Raw genomic sequence first — 25,982 nt, forward strand, 5'->3', positions numbered from 1 at the left:
ATGGATTTTCTTCATCTGACTTCTTCCCAGTACTTCATCGGAAGTAAGTCTGAGCATTTCTAAACTTAACTTTTTCATGATTTTAAGATTTATTGAATATTAAAATCTCCGGACATTAAGGTCAGCCGAAATGGAAAGCAAGGATTCCTACTCGGGATGGGATGCTACTCTTTCTTTCAGGTAGCCCTTTGAAAAAGGAATATCCAGTAGCAACAGCATTTTCTTCAAAATCAAAAAGGAATTCTCCATAAAAACTAAAATTTCCAAGACACCCAATCATTCTACCAAGTGCTTTAAAATAATAAAAGCACTTTTGAACTTAATCATTAGATTTTGAAATTCCAAAAACATAAAACACTACAATCCCATGAAAATCAATAAATTGCATTATTCTAAGCTCATAGTTCAGAATTATATTTTAAAATTTTCGTTTTACCCCCCCCATCTTCAAACTAATTGATAAGTAAATTGATGGTTTACAGAATTTTTGACTTTTTTCATAGTTTTTATAATTGAAGAGGTATTTGAACAGAAAGCTAAGGGAACGTTTTTCTTTATCCTCCCATTTCATTTTCCTGAAGGCAGGGGTAGGTTCGAGAAGGAGGGTAATACCTTCTTTGGTCTGTTCATCGGCATTGTTGCCGATCCACCTGGAGATAAATTCTTCTTTGGAATACCGGATCAGACCATAAGCTGGATCTGAAATATAGACCATTCGTGCTGATGTACTTACTATATCCCAACAAACCTGCTTGCCTTTCTTTTCCCACGACTCTTCTAAGAAGAATGGGATTAGGAGTTTCTGAAATACAATGGTTCAATATAACGCCAAGAGATAACATTTGTCTGGATTTTGAATGTATTGGTAAAAAGTTTATTTTGGATATGCAAAACCTAACCTAAGAAAAATGGAATTGACGATGAATATTAAATTTGAGCAATTAGTTGAAATAGTAAAACAACTACCCGACGAAATGAAATCAAAACTGTTTGAGTCGGTTATCCAGAAAAAGAAAACAAAACTTTCAAAAGAAGATTTTCAGAAGTTTTTGTTGCATGCACCGACATGGTCTGGTGAGCAAATAGAGGCCTCCCAAAATGCCAGAAAACATATTAATCTCTCAAGGATAGCATGATACTTTTAGATTCCTCGGTATTAATTGACCTTTTTAGGAAAAAAGACAAAACTAAATCATACTTCTTTAATTTATTGTCAGAGGAAAATGATTTTGCAATTTCAACTGTAACACAATATGAAATAGGTATAGGCAACAAAGTGTCCACTTCTGATTTTTGGAATGAATTAAATGATAGATTAACTATATTATCTTTTGACCAAAGTTGCTCAATTGAAGCAATTGAAATCTATGCTACTTTAAAAAGAAAAAACAAATTGATTGACTTAGCAGATTTATTAATAGGAGCTACGGCGAAATCCCACAATATTCCTTTAGCCACCTTAAATAAAAAGCATTTTCAAAGAATTGATGGGCTAGTTTTAATTTAATTTCTAGCAAAACTCAAACGATACAATATTATCATTGGATTTTTCTCCTCAAAACCATCCTCATCCCTTAAGATGGAATAAAACACATCCCTATCTAATTGTCTTGGGACACTCTCAAGTGCCAATTCCCGGTCAAATAGTTCCTTTAAATGAATCAAAGGCCGGTTGTTTTCCATATCAATTACCACATAATAGGAATGATTGTCATATCCAACATGTAAAAAGGCATAGCTACCTGTCATCAATACATTGCTTATTCTCAGCTTACTCGTATTGTCAAACCCTGTTAAATGAAGTAAGTATTCCGGAACCAAGTAATCCCCCTCCTTTTTAAAGATCGTATCGGTATCATTAAACGAAGTTATATCTCCCCGAATGATTGGCATATAAAAAAGGTTTTATTACCTACACGACTTATGATCCTAGGGATTGGATGGATAATTGTGTAATTTGATTGATAGCCGTAAAGCGGCTTTTCTTGGTGTTTGACTTCAAGGGTTTTTGGTTCAATTGAGCTTATCAAGACCTGCCGAGACTTCTCCTTGGTACCATTAAGTGTTTCCTGAACTACCAGTACGGTGTCATTCTCTTTATAAAAGGAGACCGAATGCCCCGGCAGTCGTTGGCTTGACGAAATAAAGTTTCCTTCAAAGTCATAGGAAATCACAATCCTTTTCTCCCATTCTGCCACAAGTATGATATTTTCTTTATCATCCAAATGAATCGCATAGGGCATAATATATTCCTCAGGACCTTCTCCATTCTTTCCGATTTTTTGGAGAAAATTACCGCTGTTGTCATATTTTAAAAGTCCCTGTTTTCTGTCCAATAGAAGGAAAAAGTGCTGTGAGAAGGCTATGTCCTGGACGGTAGTAAGAACAGGATTTCCTGGGGATCCAAGGTTAATCGTGTCCAGAATTTAAATCTGCAATTCCGGGGAATCTCCCAACAAAAAATCTTTCCTGATCTCTATAGTATTGATAGACACTATAGCATCCAAGTTATTTTTATCTCCACAATTTAGCAACAGGAACAATGGAAAAACGAGTAAAGCAAGCTTGGAATGACTCATATTAAATTTTGAAAAGCATGTTTGATGAATTATCCGGGTTGGTTTTGGCCGTTATTTGCATTCAGGTAGTATGTAGAACAGTTGTAGCAGCTGTAATCTCTCAAATTATTACTCACTGTAATAAACCTAAAAATAAATTTTTAACTGCCAAATTTTTATACTTATCGGAAAAATATGGAATCAGATTCCATATTTTTCCGTATTTTTATCCTATGATTGAACGAGCCGCTTCCTCTAAACTAGTGCATCTAGCTTCCAAGTTTAAAGCTGTTGCTGTAATTGGACCAAGACAATCTGGAAAAACAACGTTGGTCAAATCCTTATTCCCAAATAAGCCATATGTTTCTTTGGAAGATCCTGATACTCGAAATTATGCACTACAAGATCCGAGAGGCTTCTTGGGCAACTACCCTCAAGGAGCCGTTTTAGACGAAGTCCAACGAACTCCAGACCTGTTCTCCTATTTGCAGGGAATCACTGATAAAAGTGATGAATCTGGTCAATTCATATTAACCGGCTCCAATAATTTTTTATTGCAACAAACTATCAGTCAAAGCCTTGCCGGGAGAGTTGCCTATTTGCAATTACTTCCTTTCAGCCTGAGTGAATTTTATGGGGCGGACCCACAGAATGAATTGATTGAGGATAAAATTCAGTTTACCGGCTTTTATCCTCCTGTACATGACCGTGGAATTCCACCAACTGATTGGTTCCCAAACTACCTCAGAACCTATGTTGAGCGTGATGTCAGACAAATCAAAAATGTAACAGACCTGATTGTATTTGAGCGATTCATCCGAATACTTGCAGGAAGGACCGGGCAGGAATTAAACATGACTTCATTAGCTGTTGAAGTAGGAGTGGATACAAAAACAATACAGTCCTGGATCGGGATCCTTGAAAGTAGTTTTATTGTATTTCTGCTCAGACCACACCATAGAAATTTCAACAAAACGATTACCAAAAGGCCCAAGGTGTATTTTTATGACACTGGATTAGTTTGTTCCTTACTTGGAATTTTAAAGGAAGATCAGTTATCCATTCACCCATTAAGGGGAAGTATCTTTGAGACCTTCATTGTTTCTGAATTAGTGAAAAAAAGAACCAATGCAGGTAAGGAAGTTAACCTGTTTTATTGGCGTGATAAGACAGGAAGAGAGATTGACATCATCGTTGATGAAGGATTAAACCTTTTACCGGTTGAAATTAAATCCGGAAAAACAGTCACCAGTGAATATTTTAAAAATCTTAGTTACTGGATGGAACTGAGTGGAGCCACCAATGGAATCGTCCTCTACGCAGGTGAAATGGACCAAAACAGAAGTAATGGGATTAAGGTCTCAAGTTGGAAAAACCTCATGATCGATGGTTTTCTGGAGTAATTTAACTATCCTTACAATAATTTAGATCTAATGCACCTGAACGTTTTACTTATGAAAAAATTCATTTTATTCCCCTTTGTATTTTTCATCATGATGGTATGGAATCAGGCCCAAGCACAGGAAATCGGCTTGAGGTTTGGAGATGTTTTGGGCAATAATGTGGCCATAGATGGTGTCTTTGCCTTAGGGCAGTTCAGCCGGGTACATGGTGACATTGCCTTTGGCAACAGAGGCGTGGGGATTGAAGCACTGTGGAATTTCATCTATCGGCCCTTGGGTGATGAAGCTTTTAACTGGTATGTGGGTGTGGGCCCTTCTTTATTGGTGGGCGGAGACCCTTTTATCCTTGGTGCAAGTGGGGAAATAGGTCTGGAATACAAATTCAAGGAGGTTCCTTTAGCCCTTGGACTGGACTGGCGGCCTAGGATTGATATTATTGAAACCACAGGTTTTCGGGCAAGTGGTTTCGGACTTAACATCCGGTATGTTTTAGGAAAAAAATAAAAATTTAACCCTCCAATCCTGATCATCAGATCAGGATTGCTTTTTATGGGCATAGGCTAGATTTTCTACAAAATGACTTTTAAGCGGAAAAGTAAAGATCTCTGGTTTTTGCAGCCCATTCTCGATGGGTTTTTCATAAGGTCTCAATCGTAAATCTTCCGGTTTATGGTCTTGAAAATACTCCATCAATTCCATGACCACCTCTTCCTCTGATACTTCTATCCTGACTTTCGTGATGCCGTCTCTGACCATGTCCAATGCTTCGGCAGCTCCACGCGATAGGTCAATCACCCTTTTGGAGGACTGGGGCAAGCGATCATTGATACGCACCCATACTTCCTTCCCATTTTTCAGATTGGTCACTTTAAGTTGGGTGCCAAAAGGGAGATGTTTATGCGCTGCAGTCAATTCATTCATATCAAAAATCTCTCCACTGGCAGTTTTCCGGTTATGGAATCTTTTCCCATAATAGCTCGCCACACCTTCCTGGATTTTTAGTCTTTCTTCATCCGAAGATAGCGCATCATCCCGCTCTGCAAATACTGAAGCGCTAAAGAAAAAAAGGAATACAAAAGCCAAAGTTTTCATTTGCTGTATGATAGCAATTCTCGTACCATTTTTTTTGAATCAGCCCTCGTTTGTGTTGTCATTGATTAAAATCAATATGCTATAAAATTTTCTGTGGGAATAAAATAATAATCTAATTTTTCTTCATTGGGTTGGTTTTTAGACTTGATAAATAAACCATCAGGAAATGAGATGAAAAAAGGGCTCATATCAGGGGCTAATCTGTTTAATTGAATTTCTTTCAATTTTTTAAATTTTGAAAAAACAAAAGAATAAACTTATTCCACCGGAATAATTCTTTTAAAAGCAGTTTTTCCCAGATAGCCGACCTTGGGAGTCAATATAATTTCAACAACCAATTCTTTTTCATTTTGTACTTCCCAATGAAACTTACCAGGTTGTTTAGAATATCTCTGCTTCTCATTTTTCAGGAGAGAGTTGGTATCATCATCCAGTGAGACCAAATTACCATTGATTGTACATTCCATCTTAAATGCATTTGCAGGAAGGTCTTTCCCACCATTATAAATAGAAAAAGATAAAAGCACCGAGCTACCTTTTACAATTTTATCGGGTTTATAATTAAAATCCCTCACCTCTAACTGCTGAGCAAAACATTCAAATGATGAAGCCAATAAAAAGGAAAACAATATTAACACTTTCATAATTCTTCAAATTTTACAATTTGTTTATGATTAAGAAACTCATCAGATTCTATAAAAAAATCACTCTTGCTTGATAAATAGCCTTTATTCATAGAGGAATTTTTATACACCCCTAATTCTCCCGGAACAAAATCCTGTTTACCTTTAAAATAAAGATTTTTATCGAAATAAACAATAGTTGATTTTCTCACATAAGTCTTCTCTGGATCTTTTTCAGAATGATAAGGATGTTGGTATATCCTTGAGAACAACTCCAATTGGGGATGAAAAGAGAGATTTTCAAAAAATGGCATTTCAGATCTAAATTGCCAAGACTTGGACCTATCAGACATGATTTCAGGAGACTTAGGTTCATAAAGACCCAATTCCCTGCCATTCAAAGGATTTTTGGAAAGGGTCAACTCTCCAGTACTGAGTTCGAAAACATTGATTTCATCATCAAAAGGATATGAAATATACAAAAACCCATTATGAATGAGTATTTGGGGAATCAGGATATCCCCTGGAAAGCTTGCCGATCCTCTATTTGCCATCCTTCCTGATGGAGGAGCGATAAATCTTACAATTTCATTTTTATAAATATCAAAAATCAACACTTTTGGCAATTCAGAATCTCCTCGCTCCTCATGAAAATAATTGTCGGAAATTGGCAATACCAAATGTCCCCATTCATTTTCATAATAAAATTTATGGTAGATACTGAATGGCAGAAAATAGCCAAACTCTCCGGGATAATTTACTCCTTGGGCCTTATCTAAATCCCAATGCCCTATTTGATCCCCATTCCCATTAACCAAATACACATCCTTGGTGCTGAAGGCATGAAAAAAAATACTATCAGGTCGGTGTACCAAAAAATTCATCATATCAACCTTAAAAAGGTTTTGATCCAAGACTATTTTTTTCACAAATACTTCATTTTTCAGATCAAACACGTACAATACATTTGGTTCTTCAAACGGATTAAGCCCATAAAAAAGAGAATCTTCGTAAACCTGATGGACTTGAAAACTTGACTTAATGGGAGACTCTGTCCGAATATTCAGTACACTTTCAAACTTAATTTGAAAATCATGTAGATCAAGGTCAATTTCTGCTTCATTTCTAGATGAACAGGAAACCAAAAAGAAACAGACAAATAACAGGAAAAAAGCTTTCATATGCCTTAAATATAACGTCTTCAAAGCCAAAAAACTTGGTTTTGAAGACGTTTGTTTTTTATTGTTCACCAGGAGGTCTCCAATCTCCTAAAACACAAGAAACACCTACACCTGCACACAACTGCATGACTGGAACTGGATTACCTAGGTAAACATCCACCCAATGTCCCGTTTCAATGTTTTGGGCATGGGCTTTTTCTGAAGTATAAGGTAGGCAAAGCATGCCCACCAAAAACAAGAAAAAAGACGCTAAAAGAAACTTTTTCATAATTTCTAAAATTTAATCCCCACCTTTCGCACCATGCAGGGCAGGGATTCCTTCCCTAAAAAGTAATGCTTCCGAAATACCTTAACTTTTCAGACTAAATTTACCCCCCCCCGGAATTAAAAAGCAAGTTTTCACTAAGTTTTTTTAATCAACAAGATAAATCATTGAAAAAGAGTCAAAACCAATCATAAAATGAAGGTGATTAAACAAGAAAAATAAAATTTACGTATATTTACGAAAATATTACGTATATGCCTAAAAAGCTCACCCTTAACGTCGATGAAACAATCATCGAAAAGGCTAAAACCTATGCCCATCAGACGGGAAGGAGTCTATCTAGCCTGGTGGAGAATTATTTAAGAGATTTAGTTGCCCGCGAGCAACCAAACAGTCTTATTGATGAAAAAATTTCCAGGCTTTCGGGCAAAATTAAGCTTCCCGAAGATTTTAATGAAGCAGAGGCATTAAGATCATTCCTTGAAGAAAAGCATTTAAAATGAAAGTGTTTTTTGATACGAATATCCTGATCGATTTTTTAAGCGACAGAGGTGCATTTACCAAATATGCCACCATCCTATTTCAATTTGCCAGTAAAAAGAAAATAAGCATATACACTTCTTCACATGCAATTGCAACAACCTACTATATTTTAAAAAAATACACTGATGACAAATCTCTGAGAAGAAAATTACTTGATTTGATGGACCTATTAGAGGTTTTGGATGTAACCAAATCCCAAGTAAAAAAAGCTTTGATTTCAGACAGAGCTGATTTTGAAGATGGTATACAGCTTTTAAATGCAGAATCCGTTTCAGGAATGGCCTACATTGTCACCAGAAATTTGAGAGATTTCAAGGACACCTCAATCCCTGCTATCGGACCGGAAGCAATGGTCGCTATGATCGAAGGAAAATAGCTACAGTGAATTCATTGCGACTTTATGGCCAATCCATAAAAAACTTCTCGCATTCGCGCCTTTGGGTGCACCCAAAATCTTGGTGTCTTTCCACCAAAAACCCTTATTTTTAAAACATGAAAATACTCCATACCGCAGACTGGCACTTAGGCAAAAGACTCCAGGAATACCCCCGATTGGAAGAACAAAAGGAAGTCCTTCAGGAAATCGTAAACATCGCCGAAAAGGAAGACGTGGACCTTGTCCTACTGGCCGGGGATATTTTTGACAGCTTCAACCCCAACCATGAAGCGGTCGAGCTCCTATACAAAACCCTGAAAAAACTGTCCAACAACGGCCAAAGACCCATCATCGCCATCTCAGGCAACCATGACTCTACGCAGTTTATCGAAGCCCCCGACCCGTTGGCCAGGGAAATGGGCATTTTCTTCTACTCCAAATACGACAGCTTGATCCCAATAGGACAGCTTGACAATGGCATTCAGGTACTTCAAAGTGAAACTGGATTTGTTGAGCTGAAACTTCCCAAATATGGGTTTCCTGTGAGAATACTTTTGGCTCCCTATGCCAATGAACTCCTGCTCAAAACCTATCTGGGTGAAGGGGACCGGGAACAGGAATTCAGACAGGTCATGGCCAAGCGTTGGCAATCACTCGCCGACAAATACTGCGATGAAAAGGGTGTCAACCTCTTTGTCGGTCATTTCTTTTTCGTACAGGAAGGGCAAAAGCCCGAAGCGGAACCTGAATCCGAAAGGCCCATCCTGCACGTGGGTGGCACGCAGGCCCTTTTTACCCATAATATTCCTTCCCAAATCCAATATGCCGCCTTGGGACACCTCCACCGCTACCATGCCGTAGCCCAAAAGCCCTGTCCCATCGTCTATTCCTCCTCTCCCCTGGCCTATTCCTTCAGCGAGGCAGACCAAGAAAAGCAAGTAGTACTGATTGAGGCCCTGCCAGGAAAAACCGTCAACTATACCCCATTGGCACTCAAAAAAGGCAGGCCGCTTTACAGAAAAACTTTCCAAGACCTAGAAACCGCCTTAGAATGGTTGGGGGAAAATCCTTATTGCTTTGTGGAGTTGACTTATGTCACCGAACATGCCATTGATGCCTCCACCAGAAAGGCCCTGATGAAAGCCCATGACGGCATTGTCAATCTGATTCCGCAGATCAAAAACCCTCAGGGACAGGAAAGCCTGAGTCTCAAAGTAGAAGACTTGGAAAAAGACATGCTCAGCCTGTTTAAGATGTATTACCAAAGCGAAAAAGGACTGGAACCCAATCCCGAACTGCTCGACCTCTTCAAAGAAGTCATCAGTCAGGAATAAATCCCTATAGCCCTCCAAGGGTTAAAAATCTTTCCGCTGTTTTGAAATAGTTATTCAGACAAAATCGGGATGATAACCTAAGGAAAAGATATTTATTGATAATGAAAACGGGATCGTCTAAGTAGGGCGGGGAGGAATGAATTTCGTCCGGGCCGGCGTTGGCCTTGCGGGGGGAAGGATTCGAAATTCTTGATTTTTTTGGTTACTTTTTTTATCAAGAAAAAAAGTGACAAAGAAAAAAATGTTAAAATCCCCTCAGTCAGGTTGAAATGCAACTTATGTTTTAATCCCAATTAGTGTTAAGTTATATGAAATTATAAATTTGAATTCATTTTAGTTTATCCCTAAGAATATCGGACAGTGCCCGGAACTCAAAAATTCAGCTAAAACTCCATTAATCAGATTTTTAAAAAAAATAAACAATGATCCCCCTCCGACTCGACATAGAAGGCCTATACTCTTATAAAGAAAAACAAAGCATAGATTTTACCCAACTCACGGCTGCGGGGCTATTCGGTATTTTTGGGGCCGTAGGCAGCGGCAAGTCTTCCATTTTGGAAGCCATCTTGCTCGCCCTCTACGGCAGTACAGAAAGGCTTTCTGACCGGGGAGAAAAGAACAGCATGCTCAACCTGCAATCGGAAGCTTTGCTGATCTCCTTTGAATTCCGCTCAGGGAAAAACAATACCCAAACTTACCTGGCCCGCTATTCCGCCAAAAGGAATCCCAAGAATTTTGAGGATGTCAAACCTGCCGAACATACCTTTTACAAAAAATCAGGCGAACAGCTGGAGCCGATTTCCGAGCGGGCAGAGGAAATTTTAGGCATGAAAAAGGAGCATTTCAAGCAGACCGTAATCATCCCTCAAGGGAAATTCAGGGAATTTATCGACCTCACCCCCGGACCAAGGGCGGAGATGATGAAGGAACTGTTCGGATTGGAGCGCTTCGATCTCTCAGCCAAGACGGGCTCGCTTTTGAAGATTACCAAAGAGGAAAAAATCAGACTGGAAACCCAGTTGCAGGGTCTGGAGGATATCCAGGAGGAGCTTTTAAAATCAAAGGAAAATCTATTGGAAGCCACCCAGAAAGAAATCCTCCGGCAAAAAAATGCCCTTGACGCAGCAGAAGCACTTTTCAAAAAACAGGAGCTATTACAGGAAAAACACCAAGCCTGGAAAAACTACCAAGCCGAATGGGAAAAACTGGAAACCAAAAGACCTGAAATCGAAAACAAGAAGTCTGAATGGAAGGACTTTCTCAAGGCCAAAACCTACCTCAAGCCCGTTTGGGAGCAATTGAAAGATCAGCAGGCCGAAGCTGAGAAAAACAAGGTCAGTATCATTGATTGCAGCCGGTTTAAGGAATCCTATGAAAAGGAAATTGAAGCGGATGAAAAAGAACTGCAGGACCTAAAAGAAAAAGCCAGCCAAAAATCCGCCAGGGAAGCCAAAATTCGTGACCTACAAAAGGTCATAGAGATCAAACTTCTGGAAACCCAGCGAGAAACCTTGGAGAAAAGAAAAGAAACACTTGAACCTGCGGTAAATACGCGAAAAAACAGCATCCAACAATTACAGCAGGAAATCCAATCCTTGGAGCAAAAGCTGGAAAACATGGAAGTCCCGAACCATAACTTACTGGCCGAATGGAAAAGTGCCGCCAAGGACTGGCAGCAGGAAGAGGATTTGATCCGTAAAAAACAGGAGGACCTAAGCGAAGTAAAGCAAAAGACAGCCCTACTGGAAGACAAGAGAAAAGGCTTAAAGGCCATTTTACCGCTTGACTTCACTGACTTTGAGGCAGCTATTGAAGCCACCAAGAAACAAAAGCAGGACTTGGAAACCGAGAAGGAAATGCTACAAGAGAAGGCCGGGCTTGCCGCCCATGTGCATCTGCTACAAGAGGGAGAAGCCTGTCCATTGTGTGGTTCGCCGGAACATCCCGCTCCCCTTCAGGGAGAAAAAGAATCAGCGCTCTTGATTGCAAAGCAAGAGGAGATCAAAAAGCTCCAACAAAATCTGGAGCAGCTTGAAAGACAATCCCAGCAATTCCGGGAATTAGGCATCCACTTGGACAATTTTCTGCAGCAGCAAAAAAAGCTGGAGGATGAACTCGAGGAATCCGAAAATAAACTCGACTTCCTCAAGCGGCAGCTGACCTTACAGGGCATCCCTTCCAAGGACGCATTGGCCGAAAAAATCTCGGAATCGGATAGCGTTTTTAGAAAAAAAGAAGAGGGGCTTTTACAGCTGAAACATGTCAGGGCAAAATGGGAAAAGGAAAGGCTCCATTTGGAGGAGGAAGAAAACAAATTAAGGCTTGCAGAACAGGAATTGATCGCTATACAAAGCAAAGCCCTTTCCAAAAAGGAGGAAATCAATGACCCTGCGTTTTGCCAGCCATTTTATACCAAGGAGGCAAGGACAATTCATGAAACAATCCAAAAAGTAGAAACTGACATACAGACCACGGCAGACAAACTAGAAGGCAAACTCAAAGTGCTGGAGGAAACGAGGCATAAGGCTGCGACGAACCTGGCCAACCTAAAGACCTATGAGCAAAACCTGGAAGCAAACCTGAATAAAATAAAAGAACTGGAAATACAATTCGAAAAACTGAAAGTGGAACATGGCTTCCCGGATCAGGAAGCCTTGATCGCGCTTTTCCACCATTCCCTGGATGCGGACAAGGTGGATGCCGAAATCCGTCAGTTTGAGGACAGAAGCCTTGTGGTCAAAACCAAAATCCAGGAACTGGAGTCGATGGAAGGTTTGCAGACATTTTCTGAAGAAGCCTTTAGAAAAGTTACAGAAGCCCTGGAGGAATGCAAGGCCGCATACAGCGAAAGCCAGAAAACACAGGCCCTGTTGGCGCAGGAAATCAGGACAGTCCAATCCCAATTGAAGGAAAAGAAGGAATTGCAGGGGCTCTTTGCCCAAGTGGAAAACAGGGAATCCAACCTCAAAGAACTGGAAAGATTGTTTAAGGGCAGTGGCTTTGTGAAGTATGTGAGTTCCATTTACCTCAAGGAATTATGCCATACCGCCAACGTGCGTTTTATGAAGCTGACCAAAAATAGCCTCAGTCTGGACATTGACGACAACAATACCTTCTGGGTGATTGACTACCTGAACGGGGGCAAAAAGCGCTTGCTGAAAACCCTTTCCGGGGGACAGACCTTTCAGGCTTCCCTTTGTCTGGCATTGGCCTTGGCGGAAAAAGTCAAAGCCCTCAATCAGGCCGATCAATCTTTCTTTTTCCTGGATGAAGGTTTCGGAGCACTGGACAAGAATGCCCTAAGGGTGGTCTTCGAAACCCTCAAATCCCTTCGCCATGAGAACCGCATTGTCGGTATCATTTCCCATGTGGAAGAATTGCAGCAGGAAATCGGCGTTTACGCTAAGGTGGAGCTGGATGCGGAGAGGGGAAGTTTGGTGGGATATTCTTTTTAGAGGCAAGAGATGGGGTAAGGGGGATGTCGGAAGGCGGATGTCAGAAGGATGTATCGGAGATATTGAACCATTAAGAAGTTAAGGGATTTAAGGGGTTCATTAAGAGGTGAGAAGCGAGAGGCGAGAGATAAGAAACAAGAGGCAAGAATCAAGAAGGGAGAAATCGGAGTAAAGAGGGATGTCGGAAGGCGGATGTGGGAAGGATGCTGGCGACACCAAGCCTTTTTTAAAACCAGAAAGTTGGCTCTTGGAAAGCTATATACACTATGTTTGGGATTAAAAAAATCCGCCATATAGGACATAGGAGAAAACATAGCAGGGCAGCAGCAAATCTTTATTTTTAAAATCAACCGGTTGATACTGTAGAAGCTATGTGTGCTATCTTCTCCTAATGTGGTTAAAAAAAATGTCCTTGTCTTTGTCAAGTTCAAGTTTCAGACTGCTCTATCCGATAATTTATTCTATATTTCAAGAGGGCTTTAAACAAAAAATACAGCATCATAGCCCTAATGAGATAATTGGTGATTAAATAACAATGACTTTAGATATCCATGAAAACAATCAAATTACTTTTAGCTGTAGCACTCCTGCAAATCTCCCTAAAATCTTGTAAGCAGCCCTCTGAAGAGACTTCAGCGTCCAATTGGAGTTTGGTACTGGTGGATTCATTGCAGGTCGGGCATTTGGGAGAAATGATGCTATTGGATATCTCCCCCAATCAGGAACTTTTCCTGACTGCCGATTATCAGAAAAACACCTATTTCATCATTAACCGTAATGGCGAAAAAATCAGCGAAATAAATAAATCAGGTGATCAGCCTGAGGCCTTTGGGTTTGCTTATTCCGAAATGATCTTCTGGGATGATGAAACCATTTTTGTAATCGGTTCAAAAGGACTTAAATGGTACGGTTTAACCGGAAATGAAACCAATTTTGTCCCTTTCAATTCCGAATACCAATTGAAAGGAATCATGCGAAATACCGGTGGAGGACCAATTATCCTACAAGATCGGGGAAATACAAAGATTCTTTATCGGGGCGGTGCAGTCAATGGCAAAAGAACAGAACCTGGCTATTTGGAAAAAATCAGAGGAGGAACTTTGATTGATCCTGAGACTTTTGATTTGGAGCATATTTTCCCCTTGGAAAAAGATTCCCGGTTTTTTGATGGGAAATTCTATGATGATGGAGACTTATATTCCCGTCTGGCGGTGGGGAAAGATTTTGTCTATGTCACCTATGATTCCAATCCTGTTTTGTATGCCTATGAAAAAACTCATCCATATAAACTTTCCTTCAAAAGGGAGCTGAGACTTATCAATATTAACCAAAGTGAGGGAATGCCTGCAGAATATGTTGATTATGAGGTGTATTTAGATGCCTCCAAAGGAGGTTTGAGAAACCTGCAAGTGGACGACAGGTATGTTTACTTGATGTATTTTGAAGGAATCCCAAAAGAACGATTGGCAGAAATCGAACAACTTTATGAAATAGACGAACTCAAAGCCGACGCAGCATATGAAACTGAAGTTTCCAAAAGGGAAAAAAGAATGAAAGTGTTCACTTTAAAAGGAGAAGAATTGTCTGATATCAAACTGCCAAATTTTTTGGACAGCTATTGGGGATTTATAGCGAGAGATGGTTTTCTCTATTTCAATAAAGCAGCAAACAATGAAATTGAAGAGGATTTTTATACTTTATATAAACTTTGGTTGGAGCAATAAAAAAATACTCATCCCATAAAGTTAATTTACTCAATATATTGAGTAAATTTATAAAAACACAATTTATAAATTGATTATCAGTAAGTTAAACAAATATTTTTAAGCAATATTAACCAAAAAAGACAGCCAATAGGGCTGTCTTTTTTAAAATAAATCCGATACATCCATTTGTAAAAACTCCTGCCAAGGAATTCCACCTGAGCCTATCACTAATGCTTTGTCAGGGTTGAATTTTTCTTTGAAAGCAATCAAACCTGTCAATCGCCCTGTATGCCCGGATTTTACTTCCAGCCCAATGACTTTTTTCTTGTATTCCAAAACAAAATCCACCTCGTCATTCCCCTCCTTCCAGTAATAGAGAGAAAGCTTTTTGTCTTTAAATACCTGATTGACCAAATGTGCTCCCACAGACGACTCTACCCACCTTCCCCAAATTTTGGGGGATTCCAGTAGCGTATCCAAACTTTCATCGGATATCCCGGACATGATGGCGGTATTATGGACCTGAAATTTGGGGCTTGAAGCACGCTTCCTTACCATATTGGGACTGTATTTCTCAAGTCCACCAAGAAGTCCTGCATCATTAAGGAGTTCAAGGTAATTTGCCAAAGTGGTGGTGTTGCCCGCTTCAGTCAATTGTCCCATGATCTTGGTAAAACTCAACACCTGACCCGAATAGGAAGAGCCCAACTCAAAGAGCCGCTTCATCAGGGCAGGTTTATCCACGCGGGTCAACATCAGGATGTCTTTGGAAATGCTGGTTTCCAACAATGCGTCACGGACATAGCTTTTCCATCGGTCTTCATCATCTTTTAGCGTGATGGCTCCCGGATAGCCCCCAAACCATACAAATTCCTCAGCTGTCAAACCAAAAGCATCCTTCATTTCCCTGTAAGACCAATGTCCCAAGTAAGTAGCCTCAAATCTTCCAGCCAAGGACTCTGTCAGCCCCTGCTGCAGCATCAGACGCGAAGAACCCAATAGTACCAAACGGATATCCTGCTCATCGGCACTATCTTTATCCCACTCTGCCTTGACCTGCTCGCTCCAATTATCAATTTTCTGAACCTCATCGATCACCAACAAAAATGGTTGGTCAGCCTGCTTGGCCTGTTGGAACCTAGCTGCTTCCCATTGTTGGGCAATCCACAACTTATCACTTGCCGGGACAGCATCCGCAGCTACCAATTGCGCAGGGTATTTAAGCTCCCTCATCACCTGTCGGACCAAGGTTGTTTTCCCTACCTGTCTAGGACCATATACCACCTGTATAAACCTCCTAGGTTCATCTTTGAGTCTCTTGAGAAGTATTTTTTTATCTACTCTTTGATAAGACATACTATTGAAAATTAATGAACTGCCAATTTAATCATTCAATTACGTAATTTTACTCATTTTATTGAGTAATTTTTCATTTTATGCCATAAAATATAGATATACAGATATTTACAAAATAATTTTTAGATCCAAAAAATATAAAACGTTCTATTTAATAATATCAGTCAAATAGTTCAAAGTATTCAATCTTGAACCAATTACTATATGCTTCAAGCCGCTCAACATCCTTAACCTAATCGTAACCATTTGAAAACAGAGGATTTCAGCAAATCCTTTATTTTTATTGAAAAATTCAAAAGCCCAATGAAAAAGCTCCAAATCCTTCTAATCGCCCTGTTTTTAACCTCCTTAGCACTTGCCCAAGAAAAAGCCAGTGGCATAGTCTATGAAGACCTAAATAAAAACGGAAAAAAAGAAAGGAGGGAAAAAGGAATTCCTGGTGTAGCTGTTTCCAATGGAATCCAAGTGGTGCTTACTGATGATAAAGGGAAATACGAAATCCCGATTGCTGAACATCAAACCCTTTTTGTCATCAAACCATCTGACTATAATCTTCCCCATGATGAAAATAATATTCCACAGTTTTATTATATCCACAAACCGAATGGGTCACCTTCAGGTTTGAATTATCCAGGAGTTTCACCAACCGGACCACTACCAAAATCGGTTGATTTTGGCTTATACCCTTCTGAAAAAAAGTCATCTTTTACTGCTTTGATTTTTGGAGATCCCCAACCATATAATGAGAATGAATTAGACTGGTTCTATGAAGGTATAGTGAAAGAAGTGGCAGGAATTCAAGGCATAAGCTTTGGTGTTTCCTTAGGTGATATAGTCGGGGATAGGCCCGATTTTTTTCCTGCCTACAAAGATATCATTGGTAAGGTTGGAGTTTCTTGGTTTCAGGTTATGGGAAATCACGACATGAATTTTGATGCTAGTTCAGATGAATTCAGTGACGAATCTTTTACCGCTGCCTTTGGTCCTGCCACTTATGCTTTCAATCATGGAGACGCTCATTTTATCGTCTTAGAAAATATTCTTTACCCAGATCCAAGAGATGGACAGGGCTATTGGGGAGGTCTTAGAAAGGACCAGCTTGCTTTTGTAGAAAACAATTTAGAATTCGTCCCAAAAGACAAGTTAGTGGTCTTATTGATGCATATTCCACTTTTTGAAGAAAATGGAGATAGTTTCCGTAATGCAGATCGGGAAAAAATTTTGGAGCTTATCTCACCCTTTTCAAATACCCTTTCACTTTCAGCGCATACGCATTACATGAAACAGACTTTTTTTGGAAAAGAAGATGGATATAATCAAGAAAAACCCCATCACCACTTCAACATTGGTACTCCATCAGGAGACTGGTACAGTGGAAAAATATTAGCAGATGGAACTCCCGCTTCCACCATGCGTGATGGATCTCCTAAAGGGTATGTGTTTTTGGAGATAGATGGTAACACCTACCAAACCAAATACAAAGCAGCAGGGAAGTCTTCAGAACACCAATTGAATATTCACGCTCCAAAAATCTTGATCGAGGGAGTGAGAACTACAGCGCAAATCGTTGCCAACTTTTTTACCGGTGCCACACAGGATGAGGTTAAATTTAGAATCAACCAGGGGGAATGGAAATCCATGTATAATTATGAAGGAACAGACCCAAGTTTTTGGTTGGAGGTTTTGGAATGGGACACTACTGAATACTTTATTCCAGGTAGAAGACCTTCCAACCCTGCTTTAACAGATCACCTGTGGAGAGCTGCCATGCCGGGGGATTTATCTGCGGGGGAGTACATCATTGAAGTCGAGGCTACTGACATGTTCGGAAAGAAACATGCAGCAAAGCATTCGTTCAAAGTCATCAAACAACCATAAAAAGAATGTCCGGGCAGCAATTACTGCCCGGACATCAATAGTTGGTTTAGTATGGAGACTATTTCAAAATATGATCATTCACCCAGTTAATTTCTTCTTCCCTTATGGTGTGTAACGTATCCTTGAAAATCAGGGTTTTGACCTGGGCACCCATTTTTTCAAATTGTGCCGCAGATTCTTCAATTCTGGATAAGGGAACATGCATATCCTGATGGCTTGAGCCGAAGAATACCGGACAACCATCGAAGTCCCCTTCATACTTGGAAGGGTTAAACTTCTCTCCGATCAATCCACCTGTAAAGGCAATCACTCCACCCCATTTTTGGGCATGTTGAGCACTATATTCCAAAGAAAGGCAAGCTCCCTGTGAAAAGCCTATAAAGTAAATCTGCCCTGATGAAAATCCTTTGGATTTCAAATCCTCCACGATCCCATCCAAAGTCTTCATCGAATTGGAGAAAGCAGGCTCATTGTTATGATCTGGAGCCATAAAGCTAAAAGGGTACCAAGTATTGCCAGGAGCCTGGGGGGCTACCAAAGCAAATCCATCAAGATTTAGGTGTGCTGCAAGACTTAGTATACTAGCAGTATTCCCACCTCGTCCATGGACCATGATGGCTACTTTCTTGGCCTTTTCAAGTGCTTGCCCCTTAAAGTCTATGTCAACCATAATTTTCAATATTTAAAGTTACTTTCGCCAAACGGCTTTCTATCTTTTCCCTATGAGGTTCTGCCCAAAGTGGCAATTTTAGCAGTTCACCTAAATGTGCTTCATCCTCATCAATGGCAAAGCCTGGCTCATCGGTCGCTATTTCAAATAAGACTCCTCCTGGTTCCCTAAAATAAATGGACTTGAAATAATTCCTGTCTTTTACTTCTGTTACTTGATAACCGTTTTCGATGAGAAGATTTTGGATTTTGGCCTGTGTGGTATCATTTGCCGTTCTGAAGGCGATATGATGCACAGTACCTGCACTTTGAACTCCTTGTCTTCCTTCCTTGTCCAATACAATATCTACAATATCTCCAGGCTTACCTTCTGTTCCATACCTGTACCGCCCATTTTCTTCGGCTATGAATTGATAATTCATAAATTGGGTGAGCAGCTTTTCGGTCAAATCTTTGGCCTTAAGGTTAAGGGTCGCTCCGTAAAAACCTCTGATGGCATATTCAACCGGGATATTGCCATAGGTCCATCCGGTTCTAGCATCTTTATCATTGGCAATAAGCTCTATACCCATACCATCATGGTCTTCAAAGCGTATAAATTTTTCTCCGAAACGTGTCAAAACATCAGAAGTGGGTACTTGATACTTGGCAAGTCTATCCATCCAAAAACCCAAGGATTGTGTTGGAATGGAGAAAGCCGTATATGTCAGTTCCCCTGTTCCCTTGGTCCCCTTTCTGGCACCATCAAATGGAAAAGTAGTGAACACCGTGCCCGGGCTTCCCAACTCATCTCCAAAATAAAAATGGTAGACATCAGGAGCATCGAAATTGATGGTCTTTTTCACCATTCTTAAACCTAAAATCCCTGTGTAGAAATCTACATTTTTTTGTGGATTTCCAGCAATAGCCGTGATATGGTGAATGCCTGAAATAAGTGTTGACATGGCCTTTTGAGTTATTTTTAATGTTTTTTAAACTAATGGGGTCAGTGGGTAATAGGGTATGGAAAATTCCATACCCTATATCAATTGAATTATATCTTATTGTTTAACCAATTGAACGCTAAGGATGATTTTAACTTGGTCAGAGACAACCACACTTCCTGCCTCTGTCACTGCATTCCACTTTAAGTTAAACTCTTTTCTTGAAATTTTTCCTTCAATTTCAAAGCCTGCTTTGGTATTTCCATAGGGATCTTCAGCTACCCCTCCGAAATCAACATCCAATTCAACCGCTTTGGTTACATCACGGATGGTCAAATCCCCTTTAAGGGTACCTCCTTCCAAGGTTCCTGAAAAAGACAATTTCGGAAATTGTGCGGCATTGAAGAAATCATCTGATTTCAAGTGTGCATCCCTATCAGATTGGTTGGTATCAATGCTGTCAATATCGGCAGAAAAAGACACTTTGGCTCCTTGAAAATCATCTGTTGAACTTTCTGCAGCACCTTCAAATTTCCTGAAATAACCGGTTACAGTTGAAATCACCAGGTGCTTAACTTTAAATGAAACCTCGGAGTGTGTTGGGTCAATGGCCCATTTTGCTGTAGTACTCATGTTCTGTTTTTTTATTTGGTTTGAAATTTACTTATATACATTAATTGTTTATACATACATTATGCAAAAAAATTTTACCCTCTCAATCTGTCTAGTAGGTCATTCAATTGATTTACTTCTTCCTCATTTAATTTGACCAATTCTCTATTTAAACGATAAATGGAGGCCTCTAAGTTTTGAAGCACATCTAAACCTTTGTCAGTGATCAAAACATCGACTTGCCTTCTGTCTCTAGCACTTTCCTCTCTAATGACCAACCCTTTTTGCTTCAATTTCTCCACCAGTCTAGAAGCGTTGGACATTCTGTTCAGCATCCTTTCCTGAATTGAGGAAACTGTAATTGGATTTCCATTTTGTCCTCTCAGAATACGGAGTACATTATACTGCTCTGGTGATAGTCCAAAAGGTTTAAAAAGGCTGCTTTGCTGTGAAACAATATGGCTTTGGGTGTAAAGCAAATTCACAATCGCCTTGTTATAAGGGTCTTTGAATTCTTTTTGCTTGATTGCTTCCTCAATTTTCATCATGAGTTGTTTGGGTATTTAATGTATATACACATAAAGACATCAAAAAGTTTTCAAAAACCAAAAATATTTTCAAAATTTATCAGGAATGAGACGCCATCCAATCTCCAATAAGTCTATTGACTTCCTCTGGCTTTTCGATTGTACTGCTATGTCCTGCACCTGGGACCATGTGTAAAACCGCATTGGGAATGGACATTTGGATGAATTTCGCCTTTTCGGGTTTGGTGGCCACGTCTTCATCACCCACTACCACCATCGTAGGACACTGGATTTGTCTGATCTCTTCCTCCACTCCTTTTCTGTATATCACAGCTTCCACAGAACGGGTAATGGTTCTTTTGTTGGACTGAAGTTCTTTGATCCACTTTTTGTAATCTTCCTTATTTTTCGGATTCTCCAACCAGCTTTGGGCAAACATGATTTTCATTACCTCTTTGGCCACTTTGGGAATAACGCCAAACCATTTGACTATACCATTCAAAAATTTATACTTAGGCAAATTTTCTACTGGCTCGGGGTGGGCTGAAGTCTCTAATAAGACCAAACTTTTTATTTTATCCGGATACCTTGCAGCAAGCCGCATACCTACAAAACCTCCCATAGAAAGACCTACAAAATGAACAGGTTTACATGCCACTTTATCTATCAACTCTAAGGCATCCTGGGTAAGCATGTCCATGTCATAGGGACCTTCGGTCACTTCAGATTGACCTTGTCCCCTATGATCATAAGCAATTATGGTGTATTTCTTTTTAAGAAAATCAACCTGATCCAAAAACATTTTATGGCTCCAAAGAAGACCATGTGAAAAGATAATGGTCTCTGGACCATCTCCCTCTTTTATATAGAAGATCTTGGCATTGTTGAGTTGTATGTGCGGCATGTAGTCACAATTTAATCAAATTACTATTACAAAGCCAAGAACGGAACCCAATAAGCTCCTTACCAATCAAGCCCAGGTTGCTTCAATTTCCTGGCATTCTCCCTGTCTTTGTGCTGTTGCACTATTGTACGCACATCTTCAAGGAGTTGTTTAGCATCATAGACTATTCCGTCTTTTACTGTATACTTCACACCACCCACTCTAATGGGCTCGTTGTCTTCATCGATACGAATGGCTCCAGTACCATACAACACTTTTAAGTTTTGCAGGGGATTTTCTTCCAAAATCACAAAATCCGCCAATTTCCCCACCTCAACGGATCCTATTTCCTTTTCCATGCCGATTGCCTCTGCTGCTTTTAAGGTTGATGCCCTGATCACTTCCAATGGATGAAATCCAGCCTCCCTTAATAACTCCATTTCCCTTATGTAAGCAAAACCATACAATTGATAAATAAATCCAGAGTCTGATCCAGTTACTACTCTTCCTCCTCTATTTTTATATTCATTAATAAAAGTCATCCATAACCTGTAATTCTCCTTCCATTGGATTTCCTCCTCTGTGGTCCAATCAAACCAATAAGATCCATGTGATTCTCTACTTGGCTTATAAAACCTCCATAAGGAAGGCAAGGTATATTCATCGTGCCATTCCGCCCTTCTTGTGCGCATTAAATCCCTATTGGCTTCATAAATATTAAATGTTGGAACAATAGTGAAATCCAAATCCAACAATTCCTGCATCACCTTATTCCAATGATCAGAATAGGGAGCGGCTGCTTGCTTCCACAGTTTCCCAGCTTCTGCAAACCGGTGCTGCTCATTTTGGTAATTATAATCCAAGCGATAATCCTGTATGGTCCTGTCCGTAAAAAGCGCTTCCGGAAGCCCATACCAGTGTTCCATGGTGGTCAAGCCAGCTCTTGCTGAATGCAGCACATTCCATCTGGCCACATCCATCTGGGCATGGTGCATGGCTGATCTTAATCCAATTCTTTTGTTCTCCTCCAATGCCGCCTGCATCACTTCCGGGTTGGCCCCAAAAAATTTAATACCATCTCCTCCCCGTCTTTTATTTTCATTGACCCATGCTTTAGCTTCTTCTGCTGTAGTAATCGTCTTACCTGCTCCTTGACCAAAAACGGTATATGCCAACAATCTTGGCGCTGTAATGGAATTGGCTGCGGCTTTACGTTTATGGTCAAGCACCCAATCCAGACCGTTGCTGGCAGCAGGATCCCTGACTGTGGTAATGCCATGAGACATCCATAATTTAAAAACATATTCAGCAGGTGTTCCTTGACCTGTTCCACCTATGTGTCCATGCATGTCAATAAATCCTGGCAGAAGGTAATGCCCTTCCAAGTCCATTACCATATCATTTTCACCTGCCTTTGGTCTGCGCTCCTCCTTGATGGGCAATCCGGGATAACCGACTACCTTTACTTCAGCAATTATATTTTTCTCTACCACTATGTCCACTGGACCGATCGGTGGTGCTCCTGTACCATCCACCAAAGTCACTCCTCGAATAATGAGGCGATCATACGGCCCTTCCCCTTCTTTACGATCTGGAGATGGCATGATTTGGGAAAACAAGGTAAAAGGAAAGGCTATTAGTCCTACAAATAGAATATGGATAAGTCTTTTCATTGTAAATCTGCTGGTTAATAGGCACAAAATAATTTTTTCCATTAGAATTAAAAAACCGGTTATCACATAGCTGCAATAACCGGCAATCAGTTTAAAAACCTAAAGTTTAATTGTTATCATCCACCAATTCCAAGCCTTGCCTCATGCCTTTCTCTATAGCCGGGACTCCTCTCTGCATCCAAAGCGGCATGGGGGCATCTTTGAGATAGTGGTCAAAAAACTGCATCATCCTGGTTTGGAAATCAATACGGTTTTCCCTTTTTACCGGCCAGTGCGGTTCCCCGTTGTAATTCAACATCCAGGTTGGCTTATTCAACCTCCTCATGGCCAAGTACATTTCAATACCCTGATACCAGGGTACTGCACCATCTGCATCATTATGGAGCAGTAGCATAGGTGTCTCTATTTTATTGGCAAAAAAGAGCGGGGAATTCTCTAGGTAAGGCAAAGGGTTCTCCCAAAGACTCACACCTAGTCTGGACTGTGCTTTTTCGTATTGGAACATCCTTGCAAGTCCAGACTCCCATCGAATACCTCCATAAGCACTGGTCATATTTGCAACAATTGCACCCGCCTCTGCTGCCCTGAACATATTGGTGCGTGTCAGGATATAGGCTGTCTGGTACCCACTCCAACTGTGTCCTTGAATACCAACCCTGTCCTTATCCACAAAACCCTGAGCAATCAAATGACTGACTCCAGGTATGATACAGTTAAAAGCACTCTCTCCAGGGTAACCTGTTTGATAGACTATATCAGGAATAAAAATCAGGTAATCATTGCTCACATACATGGTTCTATGGACCAATGATCTTATCGGCTCAGGCTTATGGTGCTGATGAATGGTATTGGAAAAACGTTCATAATAGACCACCACCATAGGATATTTTTTATTGGGATCAAAATTCTCAGGTTTGTAGAGGATGCCCTCCAAGGGTATATTGTCCAAAGAGTTCCATTTCACAATTTCAGCAGTTCCCCAAAGGTAATTGCCCTGTTGAGGGTTAGCCTGTGTCACTTTTCTCGCCTTTCCAAAGCTCATATCAGCCACATGCAAGTCAGGAAACTCTTGAAAGTTCTCCCTACTGTACAACAATACATCTGCTGATTTGGCTTTTTGCAGCAGATTGTACCTATGGGCAGTTTTCACCAGCATTTCAGGGTTGGCTTTTCCCTTTTCCCATCTGGCAAATCCAGCATCTTTATTTCCCTCTTCAAAAACAGACAATAACAGTTCAGTACTGAGATCGATCATGCGCTCCTCGGGATCCAGCTTTTCATAGCGGTAAACCCTTTGGTTCTCCCTGCCATTTTTGGTAATCCTTACTGCGGTTTTTTCTCCTTTTGGATCCAACTGCCAGATATCATAGCGGTCATAAACCAGAACAAACTCCTCTCCAGTACTCCAGCCTGCCACGCCATAGGGAGAAGGGAAGTCAGGAACATCTGTCAGTTCATTGCCAAAGGAAACATCAAGTCCTTCGGTAAGATTTACCGTTTCCCCTGTAGCAAGTCCATGGGCATACCATGCTATGTCCGGGCTACTGTACCAAAACACATAACCTCCATCAGGAGAAAGCCTTGGCATACCTTTGATCTCCGCTTCAATCAGTCTTGGTGTTCCGGTATTGAGATCAATGGCATAAATATCATTGTAGGCACTGATATCCCAGGTCCTCATCATTCGGTACGCCCTGTCATCCATACCCAAAGCTATTCCAGCTTTCCCCTCCTCATCCACTCTTATTTCTGAAATTTCAGGGCTACCCAACTGGACCAGTTTTCGATCATTAAGGTCAATCCATGCCAAATAACTTCTCTTTCTTTCTCTATCTGCTCTTACATTTTGTTCCGGATAAATGTAATCATCCTGCCAATGCCATACTTCAACTTGCACCATCTCTTCAGGCAAAAGTGTAGTATCCATAAGGATAGGTGGTGGATTTGTACCTAAAAAGAGGCGCTCTCCGGATTTAGAAAAATAGGGCCTGAAGTTATCCGATACCAACCAATTTTCCGGAATACCAGCCGTATTTTCATCTGCGATTTGCTCAGCGGCCTCCATCCCTTTTTTCCAGTACATCAACTTAGGCTGCCTTAACAAAGCCTTAGTCGTATCCATATCTGCCACAAAAGCCAATTGTTCTCCTGCTTCATCCAAGCTTAGGAATTTGAATTTATATTTGGAATGGGCCTCTAAAAGAAGGCTGGTCTTGGCTTCTTCCAAATCATGCCAGAAAATACCCGCCTGTCCGCCTTTATCATTTCCAGTACTGTAAAAGACAAGGGCATTCCCTTTCTCAGAAAAGGTGAAATCCTTGACATAATCAAATTTCAACTCACTTCTATCCTTTAGGTTGATCAAAACCAATGGATATCCATTGTCATCGGAAACTTTCTTCGGTTTGGTGTCATTACCCTCACTTTCCCCTTCAGCTTCCAAGTTTTCAGACTGATAAGCCATCCAACCTCCTGACTTTGCAGGGATTTTGAAGGATTTTACCTGAGGAATTTTCACAACTTGGCGGCTTTGAAAATCGAAGATTCCTAAGGAATCTTTCGGCATGTCTTCTTTCTTCTTCTTTAAGCGTCTAAGCTGGATAAGGCTGTCCTTTTGTGCTTTTATCAGAAACAGAGCATGCCTGCTATCTTCTGTAAGCTGAATATTAACAGCTCTCTGCACCTCGGTGACCTGATTACTTCCAAGGTTCAGGAAAACCAATTTACCGTCTCCATCCTCGGGATTGAGCGTATAGGCCAGGTTTTTGCCATCAGGAGTCAACTGACGAAAGGTGATACTTTTCCACTCATCATAAGCGGCATGGGTCAGGGGCTTTTTAGCCATCAGGGCCTGAGCCTTTCGCTGCCCAAAGGCAGGTAGCACCAGGCAAACCAAAAGGATCCCCACAAACAACTTCTTCATAT

25 protein-coding genes are annotated in these 25,982 nt (G+C 40.5%); 10 read left to right on the top strand and 15 right to left on the bottom strand.

The features are described from left to right. Positions 1–418: 418 nt before the first annotated feature. The gene (locus B879_RS01280; protein WP_009183314.1) at positions 419–715 is read right to left on the bottom strand and encodes a hypothetical protein; all 297 of its coding nucleotides are present in this window, start codon (positions 713–715) and stop codon (positions 419–421) included. A gap of 193 nt (positions 716–908) precedes the next feature. On the opposite strand from B879_RS01280, the gene B879_RS01285 reads away from it, so the two are divergent. Continuing rightward, a complete protein-coding gene (locus B879_RS01285) occupies positions 909–1,136 on the top strand; it encodes a hypothetical protein (protein WP_009183315.1) in 228 nt (75 codons plus the stop codon). Further along, positions 1,133–1,507, top strand: coding sequence for a type II toxin-antitoxin system VapC family toxin (locus tag B879_RS01290; RefSeq protein WP_009183316.1), 375 nt, complete (start codon positions 1,133–1,135; stop codon positions 1,505–1,507). The genes B879_RS01285 and B879_RS01290 overlap by 4 nt, the downstream gene beginning before the upstream one ends. Here the strand turns inward: B879_RS01290 and B879_RS23105 are convergent. Beyond that, a complete protein-coding gene (locus B879_RS23105; RefSeq protein WP_009183317.1) occupies positions 1,504–1,893 on the bottom strand; it encodes a hypothetical protein in 390 nt (129 codons plus the stop codon). The two genes, B879_RS01290 and B879_RS23105, sit on opposite strands and share 4 nt — an antisense overlap. Next, a complete protein-coding gene (locus tag B879_RS23110) occupies positions 1,869–2,336 on the bottom strand; it encodes a DUF4934 domain-containing protein (RefSeq protein WP_009183318.1) in 468 nt (155 codons plus the stop codon). Before B879_RS23110 ends, B879_RS23105 begins: the two co-directional genes overlap by 25 nt. Before the next feature lie 455 nt (positions 2,337–2,791). Between B879_RS23110 and B879_RS01300 the strand changes: the two genes are divergently transcribed. Continuing rightward, the gene (locus B879_RS01300) at positions 2,792–3,961 is read left to right on the top strand and encodes an ATP-binding protein (RefSeq protein ID WP_040400102.1); all 1,170 of its coding nucleotides are present in this window, start codon (positions 2,792–2,794) and stop codon (positions 3,959–3,961) included. A gap of 51 nt (positions 3,962–4,012) precedes the next feature. Further along, complete coding sequence (locus tag B879_RS01305; RefSeq protein ID WP_040400088.1) at positions 4,013–4,465, top strand: hypothetical protein; 453 nt, start codon at positions 4,013–4,015, stop codon at positions 4,463–4,465. 30 nt (positions 4,466–4,495) lie between these two features. Here B879_RS01305 and B879_RS01310 read toward each other — a convergent pair whose 3' ends face one another. The 4 genes from B879_RS01310 to B879_RS01325 form a co-directional block, all read right to left on the bottom strand. Further along, positions 4,496–5,053, bottom strand: a complete 558-nt coding sequence (locus tag B879_RS01310; RefSeq protein WP_009183322.1) for a septal ring lytic transglycosylase RlpA family protein — start codon at positions 5,051–5,053, stop codon at positions 4,496–4,498. Between the two features lie 257 nt (positions 5,054–5,310). Beyond that, positions 5,311–5,691 carry a hypothetical protein gene (locus B879_RS01315; protein WP_438501542.1) on the bottom strand — a complete coding sequence of 127 codons (381 nt, stop codon included), beginning with the start codon at positions 5,689–5,691 and terminating at the stop codon, positions 5,311–5,313. Positions 5,692–5,693: 2 nt separating this feature from the next. Then, the gene (locus tag B879_RS01320; RefSeq protein WP_009183324.1) at positions 5,694–6,857 is read right to left on the bottom strand and encodes a hypothetical protein; all 1,164 of its coding nucleotides are present in this window, start codon (positions 6,855–6,857) and stop codon (positions 5,694–5,696) included. Between the two features lie 58 nt (positions 6,858–6,915). Further along, positions 6,916–7,125, bottom strand: a complete 210-nt coding sequence (locus tag B879_RS01325; protein ID WP_009183325.1) for a hypothetical protein — start codon at positions 7,123–7,125, stop codon at positions 6,916–6,918. A gap of 251 nt (positions 7,126–7,376) precedes the next feature. Here B879_RS01325 and B879_RS01330 point away from each other — a divergent pair, with 251 nt between their 5' ends. The 5 genes from B879_RS01330 to B879_RS01350 all read left to right on the top strand — a co-directional run bounded on the left by B879_RS01330 (position 7,377) and on the right by B879_RS01350 (position 14,554). After that, positions 7,377–7,625, top strand: coding sequence for a DUF6364 family protein (locus B879_RS01330; RefSeq protein ID WP_009183326.1), 249 nt, complete (start codon positions 7,377–7,379; stop codon positions 7,623–7,625). Next, entirely contained in the window at positions 7,622–8,041 is a 420-nt protein-coding gene (locus B879_RS01335) for a type II toxin-antitoxin system VapC family toxin (protein ID WP_009183327.1), read from the top strand. Before B879_RS01330 ends, B879_RS01335 begins: the two co-directional genes overlap by 4 nt. Before the next feature lie 116 nt (positions 8,042–8,157). Beyond that, positions 8,158–9,375 (top strand): metallophosphoesterase family protein, encoded by a 1,218-nt coding sequence (locus tag B879_RS01340; RefSeq protein WP_009183328.1) that lies wholly within the window; start codon positions 8,158–8,160, stop codon positions 9,373–9,375. A gap of 422 nt (positions 9,376–9,797) precedes the next feature. Next, positions 9,798–12,830: an SbcC/MukB-like Walker B domain-containing protein gene (locus B879_RS01345; RefSeq protein WP_009183329.1), complete on the top strand. Its 3,033-nt coding sequence runs from the start codon at positions 9,798–9,800 to the stop codon at positions 12,828–12,830. Positions 12,831–13,381: 551 nt separating this feature from the next. Further along, positions 13,382–14,554, top strand: a complete 1,173-nt coding sequence (locus B879_RS01350) for a hypothetical protein (RefSeq protein ID WP_009183330.1) — start codon at positions 13,382–13,384, stop codon at positions 14,552–14,554. 144 nt (positions 14,555–14,698) lie between these two features. Here the strand turns inward: B879_RS01350 and B879_RS01355 are convergent, their stop codons facing one another. Beyond that, entirely contained in the window at positions 14,699–15,892 is a 1,194-nt protein-coding gene (locus B879_RS01355; protein ID WP_009183331.1) for an ATP-binding protein, read from the bottom strand. Between the two features lie 303 nt (positions 15,893–16,195). Here B879_RS01355 and B879_RS01360 point away from each other — a divergent pair, with 303 nt between their 5' ends. Further along, on the top strand, positions 16,196–17,770 hold the full coding sequence (locus tag B879_RS01360) for a calcineurin-like phosphoesterase C-terminal domain-containing protein (RefSeq protein WP_009183332.1): 1,575 nt from the start codon (positions 16,196–16,198) through the stop codon (positions 17,768–17,770). A 58-nt stretch (positions 17,771–17,828) separates the two neighbouring features. Here B879_RS01360 and B879_RS01365 read toward each other — a convergent pair whose 3' ends face one another. From B879_RS01365 to B879_RS01395, 7 genes are all read right to left on the bottom strand, one after another. After that, on the bottom strand, positions 17,829–18,440 hold the full coding sequence (locus tag B879_RS01365; RefSeq protein WP_009183333.1) for an alpha/beta hydrolase: 612 nt from the start codon (positions 18,438–18,440) through the stop codon (positions 17,829–17,831). After that, on the bottom strand, positions 18,433–19,383 hold the full coding sequence (locus B879_RS01370; RefSeq protein WP_009183334.1) for a ring-cleaving dioxygenase: 951 nt from the start codon (positions 19,381–19,383) through the stop codon (positions 18,433–18,435). The genes B879_RS01365 and B879_RS01370 overlap by 8 nt, the downstream gene beginning before the upstream one ends. A gap of 96 nt (positions 19,384–19,479) precedes the next feature. Further along, positions 19,480–19,995 (bottom strand): YceI family protein, encoded by a 516-nt coding sequence (locus tag B879_RS01375; RefSeq protein ID WP_009183335.1) that lies wholly within the window; start codon positions 19,993–19,995, stop codon positions 19,480–19,482. A gap of 74 nt (positions 19,996–20,069) precedes the next feature. Further along, the gene (locus B879_RS01380) at positions 20,070–20,522 is read right to left on the bottom strand and encodes a MarR family winged helix-turn-helix transcriptional regulator (protein ID WP_009183336.1); all 453 of its coding nucleotides are present in this window, start codon (positions 20,520–20,522) and stop codon (positions 20,070–20,072) included. 79 nt (positions 20,523–20,601) lie between these two features. Then, entirely contained in the window at positions 20,602–21,405 is an 804-nt protein-coding gene (locus B879_RS01385; RefSeq protein ID WP_009183337.1) for an alpha/beta fold hydrolase, read from the bottom strand. A gap of 59 nt (positions 21,406–21,464) precedes the next feature. Next, complete coding sequence (locus B879_RS01390) at positions 21,465–23,057, bottom strand: amidohydrolase family protein (protein WP_009183338.1); 1,593 nt, start codon at positions 23,055–23,057, stop codon at positions 21,465–21,467. Positions 23,058–23,163: 106 nt separating this feature from the next. Continuing rightward, a complete protein-coding gene (locus B879_RS01395; RefSeq protein ID WP_009183339.1) occupies positions 23,164–25,980 on the bottom strand; it encodes a S9 family peptidase in 2,817 nt (938 codons plus the stop codon). Between the last annotated feature and the right edge of the window lie 2 nt (positions 25,981–25,982).

It is taken from the genome of Cecembia lonarensis LW9, from assembly GCF_000298295.1.
GTDB lineage: Bacteria > Bacteroidota > Bacteroidia > Cytophagales > Cyclobacteriaceae > Cecembia > Cecembia lonarensis.